This is a genomic window from Colwellia sp. C1TZA3, assembly GCF_007954265.1.
Classification (GTDB): Bacteria; Pseudomonadota; Gammaproteobacteria; order Enterobacterales; family Alteromonadaceae; genus Cognaticolwellia.
In genome coordinates this window covers 1-12,025 of sequence record NZ_VOLS01000008.1, presented here as the reverse complement: position 1 = coordinate 12,025, position 12,025 = coordinate 1, and the positions used below count along the sequence as shown (strand labels likewise).

The window sequence follows — 12,025 nt, the reverse complement described above, 5'->3', positions numbered from 1 at the left end:
ATATTGTTTAATGAATTTAAGTTGTTATATAGTCAGTGTAATATTTTTATTATTTCTCAGCATTTGTGATTAGCCTCGTCATCGCCGATATTAAGTTACTGGTACTAAGCTGAGGTATTAAATGGCCTTAAAGAAGCGTTCACTGCGTGGCATTAAATAAGGGTCATAATTTAATAACCCCCCCATGTTTGAACGGCCAATAATTTCGTTACGTGGCACTAAACCTATAACACGAGAGTCTGCGCTCTTATCACGATGATCAGCCATAACAAGGTAATAGCCTTCGGGGATAGTTATACCAATCCCATTAAGTTATTGCTCACTTGTACTAGTTAAAATAGCTCAAGGCTGTGTTGCTCTCACTCCCAATAGCCAGCTATTGCTCAATCGAGCGCCTTACCTTGAATTATTTTTCCTGCGCACAACAAGATCACAAACTTAATGGAACTGGTATTATACCAAGTTGATTAATTACCTGCTCATTTTTAATGGTTAAAATGAATAACTACAGCGTTATAAAATTTATAAGGTGAATAACTACTGACTAAATTTTATGCCTTGTATTTATCCATTTTTCCTCATGAAAAAGTAGATCACTTAATTAATCAAATTGGTATTAGTGGTTAAAAGCTTTCTAACGGATAAACAACAATAAAGCTTTATTTTCTTTTAATAGGAGGCAAATACTTTTTTTCATGATCTTTCCTTAGCATTAATAGCTGGCTAGTATGCGATTATTTAGTTTATTGCTAAGTATAAAAACTAAGTATAAAAACTAAGTATAAAAATAACGATTTAGCTTTTGACTAGACCGTTATTTTAGAGTTCCTTAATAAATGGAGGTATTAGCGTTATAAAATATAATTTTCTATATCAACTTACCGAGGCTTGGGTTTTCTAAGCTAATCGTCGCTATAGCCCCAAGGTGCATCAGGTGGCGTTATTGCTGCGCTTAGGTCAAAGTCAACACGAAACTCACGACCCTGGCGAATTAACCTGTAGCTGAATTTTTCAGGGTAGATAAACATTTGCCAAGTATTACCAACTGACTGTGGGATACCTGTTTTGACAAATAACTGCTTTGAATATTCATCAGCGGGAAACGACTGCACTTGTGACCAGCCAGCGTCTATTGTTTGGCCACCGTACATAGTGCTTTCGTCATAACTACCATCTTGGTGACGGTGATCATGCTTTAATGACAAACCCGAACCTGTTTTAGTTATAATCCAAGTGCGTGAAGCGTCGTCACCGACGTGAAAAGGAATTTCTAACTTTTTGTCTGAGCAATTTCTGACATGCATAATCAGATCTTTGTTGGCAAAGCCATCACCGCTAGCATTATCTATTGTTACCTGACCTTGAAAAGCTTTGCCACAATGCGCTTTAATACTGTTAAAAAAGTTATCATGTGTTTCGATAGAAACCAAGGGCGCTTCAGCCGCTGTGGCTGAATGGGCAAAGTAAAAAAGACTGCTAGAAAGTATTAGCTTTATAATATTATTTTTTGCTTTCATTAAATACACCTAAATTGACTGAGTTTTAAATATTAACCTGTGATGCTATCAGATAAACGGCTAATAAGTAGCTGTAAAAGTGCTGTGATACCAACCCCATTAAGTTATTGCTCACTTGTACTAGTTAAAATAGCTCAAGGTTGTGTTGCTCTCAATCCCAATAGCCAGCTATTGCTCAATCGAGCGCCTTACCTTGAGTTATACCAATCCCATTAAGTTATTGCTCACTTGTACTCGTTAAAATAGCTCAAGGCTGTGTTGCTCTCACTCCCAATAGCCAGCTATTGCTCAATCGAGCGCCTTACCTTGAGTTATTTTTCCTGCGCACAACAAGATCACAAACTTAATGGAACTGGTATGAGACAAAAATTTAGCCACTAATATCGTAAAAAGATTTGCTTGTAGTCTTATCACTTGCAGCGCAAAATTGTACTCAATAAGGCTGTGAAATTTTGAGTGCTGTATAAATGAAGTTAAAAACTGAAAATGTTGTTATTGGGTTAACAGATCCTAAAAGTCCGTCAAATGTTGGTGCGGTGATGCGTGCCGCAGGTTGTTATCAAGTTGATGAAGTGCGTTACACCGGTGTACGATATGCAAAAGCTGCAAAGTTTCACACAGATACCAAAGATGCATCACGCAAAATTCCTTTAAATGCGGTTGCATCATTAACCTGTAATTTACTGCCAGAACAACATATTGTTTGTGTTGATTTAGTTGAAGGTGCTATAGCATTACCTGAATTTGAGCACCCAGAAAATGCGCTTTATATCTTTGGCCCCGAAGATGGCACTATAGCGCAAGAGATCATCAATAGCGCCTATGCAGTAGTGTATGTACCAACGATTGGATGCATGAACTTAGCCGCCAGTGTTAATGTTTTACTTTATGACCGATTAGCAAAGTCAAAACACATGGTTGCGGGTGATGACTTAATTAAAAGCAGCCGAGATACAAATAACACCGTAAAAGTGCAAGAAAATTAATGCTATAGAGATAAATAGGTTAGTTTCTATATCGCTAGATATTGCTTAATCATCAAATAAAAGCGTTTTTTATGATTTTTTCTCTAAAACAAGTTGACTCTTATCAGGAAACAGTTAGAATACGCCCAGCTAGAAAGTAAGACCTATATTTATGTACAAAGTTTCGAAGTTATATTAGTAAGTAGCTCGTCCTGTTTAATAATTAATAGCAACACTTCCTGCAACACCGCCTTATTTTAAGGCATCAATTACGAATAAATAGGATAATACAATGTCTAATACAACTACTGGTACAGTAAAATGGTTTAACGAGTCTAAAGGCTTTGGTTTCATCGAGCAAGAATCTGGTCCAGATGTTTTCGCACATTTCTCTGCAATCTCTGGCGATGGTTTTAAAACTCTTGCTGAAGGCCAAAAAGTACAGTTTACTGTTACTCAAGGTCAGAAAGGTCCTCAAGCTGAGAACATCGTAGCACTTTAATTAATATTCTTTAGCTGGCAACGCTAGCTGAAATATTAACAGTGTTTAAAAAGGGGAGACATTAGTCTGCCCTTTTTTGTGCCTGTAAATAAATTTATGTCAGTAATAAAGCAATATAAACAACTTGTTGAGCATAAAACACTTAACCTTGATGTTGAACAATACAAAGCCGCCCTTGCTTTGGATAAACTTTCGCAAAAATTAATATCCGCCCAAGCTCAAACATCACTACTTGCCGTCATAAAAAAATTATTTATAAAGAATGAAGTCATTCAGGGGATCTATTTTCATGGCCGAGTTGGTCGTGGAAAAACTATGTTGATGGACTTATTTTATCAACAACTTAAGCTGACACGCAAAAGACGTATTCACTTTCATCATTTTATGGAAAGTGTGCACCAACTGTTGAATGATTTTAGTGGTAAAGACAATCCGCTGGCATTGATTGCAAAAACTTGGTCTGAAGAAGTCGATGTGCTTTGTTTTGACGAGTTCTTTGTTAATGATATTGCTGATGCCATGCTATTGGCAGGCTTACTACAGGCTATGCTATCGCAGGGTATTATCCTAGTTGCAACGTCAAATTGCCCCCCCGATCAGTTATACAAAAATGGTTTACAACGCGCTAGATTTCTACCTACTATTGATATTATTCACCAGTATTGCCAAGTTATCTCTATTGATGGACCAAAAGATCATCGAATGCTAGACGCCGATATAGCGACACTTAACTATCGAGACTTTTATATTGGCGCTGAAACTGAGAGTAACTTCTTAACTCACCACTTTGCAGCACTCGCTAAAAGCAATATTCGCTATAATGACAGTATTATTATTCATGGCAGGGCAGTTAAATTTTTAGCTTGTACTGCACATATCATTTGGTTTGATTTTATGACGCTTTGCTCAAGCCCAAGAAGCCAAAGAGATTATATTAAGTTAGCAGATAACTATGTCACTGTGCTGATCAGTAATGTACCACAATTTAATGGAGCATTAATTCCTGCTGTTTTCTCCGGTGTTGAAGACGGCTACCAACGAAGTGGTGTGCTAATGGGGCAACTCAGAGGTCTCGATGACGAAGCGCGACGTTTTATCGCACTAGTTGATGAGTTCTACGACAGAGGTGTGCGCTTAATTATTGCCGCTGAGGTCGATATTGCTGAGCTTTATCAGGGCACCCAACTTAGCTTTGAATTTGCTCGCTGTCGATCAAGGTTGTTTGAAATGCAGCGATTAAGCTATCTGTAGACTAATTTATAAGTTGGATTTAAGTTTGTTAAATTAACTAAGAAGTTATTTATTTCACTAAATTATAGCCTATTATCTTTTTATTAGAAGACAATTTCTTTCCTTATCTATTGATATTCAATAAGTTTTAATGTTGGCATTAGTTTTGTAAACAATAGCGTTAATAGGTGGTTTTATTATACGACTATCGCCCTAGAAACTTAAATTACAAAAGAAGATTAATATGAAAACATTGATTGCTACAGTACTTATTATGGCAAGCTCAACAAGTTATGGACACGATAATTCTTTTTCTAGTGAATCATGTCATGTTGACTTAAATGGCGGCATTAATATCAAGGCTAAAGAAATTACTTTTTCTAAAGATAAATTGCCACTATATAGCATCACCAGCAATGACACTTTACTGATAAATGGCGAAGAGATCGCCTTAACAGCTCACCAACAATCTTTATTACACAATTATTCAACCCATATACGCAATGTTGTACCAGAAGTGAAAAGTATCGCCTTAGGTGCTATTGATTTAGCCATTGATGGCGTTAATCTAGCATTTAACGAATTGTTAGGTGAAGGAAACAAGGCTAGCGCTGAGTTAACTACGCAGTTAACAAGCATTCGCGGTGAAGTTGACGCCGAATTTACTCGACATGAAAATTTCTATATTGACGAAGAGGGCTTTTCTGGAAAAGATTTTTTTGGTGAAAATTTTGAGCAAAAAATTGAATCAGCAGTAGAAAGTACCATTAAAAACGCTTTAGGCAGTTTAATGATCGCGGTTGGTCAAGAAATGCTGTTTTCAGGTGGAGATATGAACGCTTTTGAAAGTAAAATGGAGAATTTTGGCGAGCTAATAGAGCATGAAATGGAAACGCGTAGTGCAAGGCTAGAAAAACGTGGTGAAGCTTTATGTCGATCCATTATAGTAATAGATAAAATGGAAGAGCAATTGAAAGAAAGTATCGACGAAATTACCGATTATGATTTGATCACCGCTAGCAAAAAAAACAGCATAGCCAATTCTAAATTAATGTAGTCTTTAAAATTAGACAACTTGTAGATATAAAGTGTTGCTCAATTTGAGCTGCGCTTTTTTATTGCCAATATCGTACATGCACGTTAAAGTAGCGCCCTCAATAGTCTTGATATATCCTTTATGCACGCTGTACAGCAACTTCATCAATATCGTAAAAGCCTAAGTACCACCACTTATAAATCACGAGGCCAGCGAGTTATTCGTTGTGAATTATGTCGATTAGCCAAACCATTTTGTATTTGTGACTTGTCACCTAAGGTAAGTTCTCAGGCCGGATTTTTGTTGCTGATGTATGACACTGAGGTTTTAAAACCAAGTAATACCGGTAAGTTAATTGCTGATTTGATCCCCGACAGCTTTGCCTTTCTTTGGTCAAGAACACAAGTAAACCCAGATATTATTACCTTGTTAAACGATCCTATGTGGCAACCCATGATCGTTTTTCCTAAAGCATATGTTGGCGAAGATCGTGAAATTTTTGATAATAAAATTCCTGTTACATCCGGTAAAAGGCCCTTATTTATTATGCTGGATGGCTGTTGGCGAGAAGCTAAAAAAATGTTTCGCCGCAGTCCTTATTTACAACAGCTACCGGTAGTGTCATTTACACCAAAAACGCCTGAAAATTCAACAGAGTTGAGTTCTCGTTATCAAATTCGCTTAGCAGCCAATAATACTGAATTAGCGACCGCTGAAGTAGCCGCTCAGGTTTTGTCTTTAGTGGGGGAGCAAACCAATGCAGATTTACTTGATCTCTGGTTTGATGTTTTTAGTTATCAATACCAGCGCGGTGTTTGCCAAGTTAATAAAGCGAATCCCAATGCGGTTTCAGATTACACTGAGTTTGCTAAGCTTAAGGGCATCACTTTGGCAAAAGATATATGACTACTTTTAAAAGCTTAACTTTAAATGCATGAAAACACTGCAGCTAAAGCAAAACTATTTTATAATAACGCACATTATAGCAACGAGGTTAATTTATGAAGATATGTGGTGTTGAGTTAAAAGGTAACGATGCAATTATTTGTATCATGTCGCGGGAAAATGGGTTGTACGACATACCAAATACGCGCGTACAAAAAATTAGTCTTGTTGACGCCGGTGATGCTGAGCAAGTACAAGAGTTTCAGTTTGCTTTTGCCAAACTGATGGAAGACTACAAAGTTGAAAAAGTGGTGATTAAAGGCCGTGGTTTAAAAGGTAAGTTCGCTGGTGGACCGGTTGGTTTTAAATTAGAAGCAGCGATTCAACTTATTAAAGATTTACCGGTTGAAATACTGGCGAGTAGTTTTATCAAAAAGGCATTAACTCGTAGCCAAGTGGATATTGATTTTCGTGATACCGGTTTAAAACAGTATCAAGAAGGTGCTTTTGAAACTGTTTTTGGCTTCTTTGAAGGCAGCTTGTATTTGCAATAATATTAAGCTCAGCCATGCTTAGTTAAGTTGGTTAAGTTAGTTAAGTAAATAAAAAGGGTCGCTAAATAGCGACCCTTTTTTGTTCACTTAGTGAAGTTACTTACTGGTTAAACCACGACGTTCAAGTAAAGGTTCTACTGTTGGGTCCTTACCTCTGAAACGACGATACATAACAGTCGGATCGTCTGTACCACCACTTTCTAGTACGTGCTTGCGATATAATTCAGCCGTTTCTTGGTCGAATATGCCATTTTCTTTAAAGGCTAACCAAGTGTCAGCGTCATAGATATTTGACCAGATATAACCGTAATAACCCGCTGAATAACCACCGGCGAAGATATGTGAATAATAACCTGTTTTATATCTTGGCGCGATTTGTTCAATTAAACCTATTTCTTTTAACACATTTTTTTCAAAACTATTAGCATCTTGTATCTTAGCTGTTTCTAATGAATGCCAGCTCATATCAAGTAATGCGGCCGCTAAATATTCAGTAGTACCAAAACCCTGATTAAATTTGCCTGAAGCTTGAATTTTTTCAACAAGGGCTTGAGGAATTACTTCACCGGTTTGATAGTGTTTAGCAAAATTTGCTAATACTTCTGGCTCTGTCATCCAGTTTTCCATAACTTGTGACGGATATTCAACATAATCTCTTGGTAGTGCGGTACCGGTTTGAGAGCGGTAATAACCATCAGATAATAGACCTTGAATTGCATGACCAAATTCATGGAATAAAGTAGATGCTTGATCAAAGGTTAATAGCGTTGGCTTATCACCAATGGGGCGAGGATAATTTAATACATTGTATATAATGGGTGTAACTTCTTCGCCATTCATACTGTATTGCTTACGAAAACTGCTCATCCAAGCACCACCACGTTTGCTTTCTCGTACGTAGTGATCTGTCATGTAAACACCGACATAGCTACCGTCACGATCATGCACTTCAAAGGTACGCACTTCTGGGTGATATTTAGGTAAATCATCACGCTCTTTAAAGGTAACACCCCAAAGTTTTTCTGCGGTAAAGAAAACCCCTTGTAGCGTTGCTTCTAATGAAAAGTAAGGTTTAGTTTCTGCTGCGTCAATGTCAAAGCGTTGTTTACGAATTTTTTCAGCGTAATACCACCAATCCCATGCCGCCACTGTAAAATCATCACCTTGTGCGTCAATCATTTTCTGAATATCAGCAGTTTCTTCTTTTGCACGTTCTAATGCAGCAGGCCAAACTTTATTTAATAATTCAAAAACATTTTCAGGCGTTTTTGCAGTAGCGTTTTCAAGGACAAAATGGGCATGAGTTTTATAACCTAACAACTGCGCCTTTTGATAACGCAGGCTGGCAATTTCACTAGCAATGGCTTGGTTGTTATTGGCATTGTCGTTATTACCACGCAGGGTATATCCTTTATAGATAGTTTCACGTAGTTCACGGTTGTTTGAATAGGTTAAAAATGGATTTTTACTTGGGCGATGGGTGGTAAATACCCATTTGCCTTCGTGACCACGCGCTGTTGCGGTTTCGCTAGCAGCAGCAATAATATCAGCAGGTAAACCATCAAGATCGGCTTTATTATCAATCACCATTTCAAAGTTGTTAGTTTCTGCTAGTAAATTTTCACCAAACTTTAAACTTAAACCACTTAACTTTTCATTTAAGTCACGTAAGGTTAACTTGTCAACATCGTTAAGATTAGCACCGCCTCTAACAAAGCTCTTATAAGTTGTTTCTAGTAGGCGCTTTTGATCTGTGCGTAAATCAAATAACAGTTGATTATCATAAACTTCTTTCACACGGATAAATAAAGCATCGTTTAGCGCTATATCATCAGCCAAGGCTGAAAGTTTAGGCGACATTTCTTTGGCAATAGCGCGCATTTCTTTATCTGACATTGAGCTGATTAAACCGTAGAAGGTATTGCTTACTTTTGTTAAAAAATTGCCCGTCTTTTCCATCGCAACAATAGTATTTTTAAATGTTGGTAGTGATTTATCTTTTGTAATGGTCTCTATTTCAAGCTTTTTCTGTGTAATACCATGATTGAATGCCGGTAAGTAGTCACTCTTTTTAATTTTATCAAAGGGTGGAATACCGTGCGGTGTGGCGTACTCAGAAAAAAATGGATTATTTGCAGTATTTTCTGCTTGCTCTATTTTGACAACGTCAGTGGGCGTTGTGTTTGGCTGACAACCGGCTAATGCGATAGCAATGGCCAATGGTGCGAGATAAAGAGTTTTCATTAAATGACCTTTTAAGTTTATACCCAGAGGGCTGATAAGGTTTATTCAGTGCGATAGCTTGGTATAAGTCATATGAAATCACAATGAAGTTGTTATCGATTCTATGTTGCACTCGGCATAGGTACAAGAGCAGGAGTGATAAATTCGATGAGTAGCGCGTTATCGGCGGTCAAATATACTTTTAGGGCTTAATTTAAAAAGGCTGAATGCTCTACTAAATAATTAAGCAGCAGATAAAGTGATTTCAGAGCGTTTTTATTGTGGAGCGGATATATAAATAAAGCCGATTTTTCCTCAGCTAAAGGTAGGTGCTATAAGGTAAAAATAGTAAATAATCTCTGTTTTTACTTTTACTTTTACTTTTACTTTGCTTTGACTAACAAGCCGAAGCAAATTAAAAAACGAAAGTGTCAAAAAAAGTGTGTGATTAAGTTGAGTTAATGGCTGACTTAACTATCTCTTGAACCGCAAGTTCAAGCCGTGGATCTGAGGTGTCAGAGCTAGTATATTTAAATATCACTTGTTTGTGCTTATTAATGAAAAAAGTCGTTGGTGTGCCTCTTACGCCATAAAGTATTGCCACTTCATCGCCATTAACGGCAGTAGGAAAACTATAGCCTCGAGTGGTTAATTCATCTTGTGGCAGTGCGTCGTCATCCTCATTAAAGCTAATGGCAACGAGCTTAACACCTCGCTGTTGATATTTTTTTTCAAGCTCGACTAGTTTTGGCTGTAGCACTTTACAATAGGGACACCAGGTGGCCCAAAAGTGTAAAATAGTGGCTTGTCCGTCAAATTGCGCGGAAGAAATAGTGTCACCAGATTGTGTTTTAAGTTGCCAAGCAGGTGCTTGTGGTGTGGTAGTCGTTTCTTCAGCAGCGGCATTTATTGTAAAAAATAACAATACTAGCAAAGTGGCTGTGAGTAGTTTTTTGCTTAAAGTTAGTAAATAAATCAAAACAGATACTCATTTTAGTGATTAGTTGTTTAGATTGACCACATAAACCAGTATCTCGTTTCAAAAAAGTTTATTTATTTCTCTATTGCTGTTGGTTACCTTAGTTAACCTTAACCTTAACTTTATCTTGGTTTAATGCATGTTCAGCCAAAATCATATCTGCCGCTTTTGCTGCAATCATCATGGTTGGCGCGTTGGTGTTGCCACTAATTAGCGTTGGCATAATTGATGCGTCAATGACTCGCAGTTGCTTAATGCCTCGTACCTTTAACTGTTCGTCAACTACCGACAACTCATCTTGGCCCATTTTACAGGTACCGACAGGGTGGTAAATAGTATTACACTTCTCTTTTAGAAACTGGTGAATTTCTCGATCTGTAGTGCAATTTTCACCTGGGAATATATGTTTAATATGGCTTGAAGATAATGGCGGTGTCGACAATATTTTTCTAGCAATTTTCACGCCTTTCACCATGGTATCAATATCATCTTGATGATCTAACATATTCATTTGAATACGTGGATGCTGAGTGATTTCATTGCTGTTAAGTGTCACTGTGCCACGGCTTTTTGGCCTAAGCAGACATACATGCAGCGATATGCCGTAGTTAAAGAGCAGTTTAAGGTTTCTGCCATGATCGTCCATGGCGGCGGGCACAAAGTGCAGTTGTAAATCGGGTTCATCCAATGTTGGCTCTGATTTGATAAAACCACCGGCTTCGGCAATAACAGTGGTTAACAAGCCACTGCGTTTAGTGATAAATTTTAAGGTTTCTTTTGCGCCCCACCAAATTGATTTTGGACGAAGCGCCATGACTTGGCTTACATTATGTTGGGCGACGTTGAGGACATCTACATGATCCTGCAAATTTTTACCTACACCTTCAAGTGCTTGTACAAGCTTAATATTATGCTTTGCTAATTCTGCCTTAGGCCCGACACCAGAAAGCATCAAAATTTGCGGCGAGTTGATCGCACCGGCACTGAGAATAACTTCGTGGTTCGCAATGATCTGCTGAACTTCGCCGCGATGTTTATAGATAACACCTGTAGCAATACCATCATTAATGACTATTTTTTCAACTTGTGTTTGGGTAATAACGGTTAAATTTCTACGGTGTAAATTGGGCGTTAAAAAAGCTTTTGCGGCACTGTGTCTTAAGCCATTTTTCTGGGTGACTTGAAAGTAGCCAATGCCTTCTTGTGATACGCCATTAAAATCGTTATTTTTAGGATAACCTGCCGCGATGGCTGACTGCATGAAGTGTTCATTAATCGCGGGTTTAGAGACTGAGTCTGCAACATTAAGTGCACCGTTAATACCATGAAAATCATCAGCCCCACGTTCTTGATGTTCAAGGGCTTTAAAGTAGGGGAGAACGTCATTAAAACTCCAACCTAGGTTACCTAAACTGTGCCAATGATCATAATCATTTGGTTGTCCTCTAACATAGAGCATGGCATTAATTGAGCTACTGCCACCGAGGGTTTTACCTCGTGGGGTGAAAATTTCTCGATTATTCAGGGTTTTTTCTTGATGAGAGTTAAACTGCCAATTTAAGCTGCGACTTTGTAACAGGGCAACAATGCCAATAGGCAGATGGATCAACCAGTTCTTATCGGCTTTACCAGCCTCTAATAGGCAAACACTATGTTCACCACTAGCGGATAATTTATCAGCTAACACGCAGCCAGCTGAGCCACCACCAATAATTACAAAATCAAATGTCTTCACAAGCTTACCTTTTAAAAGTTACTTTATATCATTTTTAACACATCGGACCACTATGATGTAAAATAATTATTTATTCAAGTGTTAAACCTCATATCAATTTCATGTATTTATTGCCCACTTTGGCTAGCTAAAATAGCCTAAAGCCATGCTGCTAAAAGCGAGGTGAGTACTTAGGTTTTTCCTGGCACGATAAACATTGAGCTTGATTTTTTTCCTGTGCACGACCAAGTCATAAAATTAACGCTATAGTTATAAGATCAGTTTTGAATGTGTAATACCAATCCCATTAAGTTATTGCTCACTTGTACTAGTTAAAATAGCTCAAGGCTGTGTTGCTCTCACTCCCAATAGCCAGCTATTGCTCAATCGAGCGCCTTACCTTGAATTATTTTTCCTGCG

11 protein-coding genes are annotated in these 12,025 nt (G+C 37.8%); 6 read left to right on the top strand and 5 right to left on the bottom strand.

What is annotated here, in order from left to right:
• Positions 1-117: 117 nt before the first annotated feature.
• Together ESZ39_RS03790 and ESZ39_RS03785 are read right to left on the bottom strand one after the other, a co-directional pair.
• Complete coding sequence (locus ESZ39_RS03790; protein WP_223270226.1) at positions 118-291, bottom strand: S26 family signal peptidase; 174 nt, start codon at positions 289-291, stop codon at positions 118-120.
• A gap of 611 nt (positions 292-902) precedes the next feature.
• Entirely contained in the window at positions 903-1,517 is a 615-nt protein-coding gene (locus ESZ39_RS03785) for a hypothetical protein (RefSeq protein ID WP_411266852.1), read from the bottom strand.
• A 467-nt stretch (positions 1,518-1,984) separates the two neighbouring features.
• On the opposite strand from ESZ39_RS03785, the gene ESZ39_RS03780 reads away from it, so the two are divergent.
• From ESZ39_RS03780 to ESZ39_RS03755, 6 genes are all read left to right on the top strand, one after another.
• The gene (locus ESZ39_RS03780) at positions 1,985-2,503 is read left to right on the top strand and encodes an RNA methyltransferase (RefSeq protein ID WP_146878464.1); all 519 of its coding nucleotides are present in this window, start codon (positions 1,985-1,987) and stop codon (positions 2,501-2,503) included.
• Positions 2,504-2,774: 271 nt separating this feature from the next.
• Positions 2,775-2,984, top strand: coding sequence for a cold-shock protein (locus ESZ39_RS03775; RefSeq protein ID WP_077287100.1), 210 nt, complete (start codon positions 2,775-2,777; stop codon positions 2,982-2,984).
• 96 nt (positions 2,985-3,080) lie between these two features.
• A complete protein-coding gene (gene zapE, locus ESZ39_RS03770; RefSeq protein WP_146878463.1) occupies positions 3,081-4,235 on the top strand; it encodes a cell division protein ZapE in 1,155 nt (384 codons plus the stop codon).
• 223 nt (positions 4,236-4,458) lie between these two features.
• Positions 4,459-5,271 (top strand): DUF2884 family protein, encoded by an 813-nt coding sequence (locus ESZ39_RS03765; protein WP_146878462.1) that lies wholly within the window; start codon positions 4,459-4,461, stop codon positions 5,269-5,271.
• A 120-nt stretch (positions 5,272-5,391) separates the two neighbouring features.
• A complete protein-coding gene (locus ESZ39_RS03760; protein WP_146878461.1) occupies positions 5,392-6,156 on the top strand; it encodes a tRNA-uridine aminocarboxypropyltransferase in 765 nt (254 codons plus the stop codon).
• A 95-nt stretch (positions 6,157-6,251) separates the two neighbouring features.
• Complete coding sequence (locus ESZ39_RS03755) at positions 6,252-6,689, top strand: DUF3010 family protein (RefSeq protein ID WP_146878460.1); 438 nt, start codon at positions 6,252-6,254, stop codon at positions 6,687-6,689.
• 96 nt (positions 6,690-6,785) lie between these two features.
• On the opposite strand, the gene ESZ39_RS03750 is transcribed toward ESZ39_RS03755, so the two are convergent.
• The 3 genes from ESZ39_RS03750 to ESZ39_RS03740 form a co-directional block, all read right to left on the bottom strand.
• Positions 6,786-8,933 carry a M3 family metallopeptidase gene (locus ESZ39_RS03750; RefSeq protein ID WP_146878459.1) on the bottom strand — a complete coding sequence of 716 codons (2,148 nt, stop codon included), beginning with the start codon at positions 8,931-8,933 and terminating at the stop codon, positions 6,786-6,788.
• A gap of 427 nt (positions 8,934-9,360) precedes the next feature.
• The gene (locus ESZ39_RS03745) at positions 9,361-9,837 is read right to left on the bottom strand and encodes a TlpA family protein disulfide reductase (RefSeq protein ID WP_223270221.1); all 477 of its coding nucleotides are present in this window, start codon (positions 9,835-9,837) and stop codon (positions 9,361-9,363) included.
• Between the two features lie 154 nt (positions 9,838-9,991).
• Entirely contained in the window at positions 9,992-11,626 is a 1,635-nt protein-coding gene (locus ESZ39_RS03740) for a GMC family oxidoreductase (protein WP_146878458.1), read from the bottom strand.
• Between the last annotated feature and the right edge of the window lie 399 nt (positions 11,627-12,025).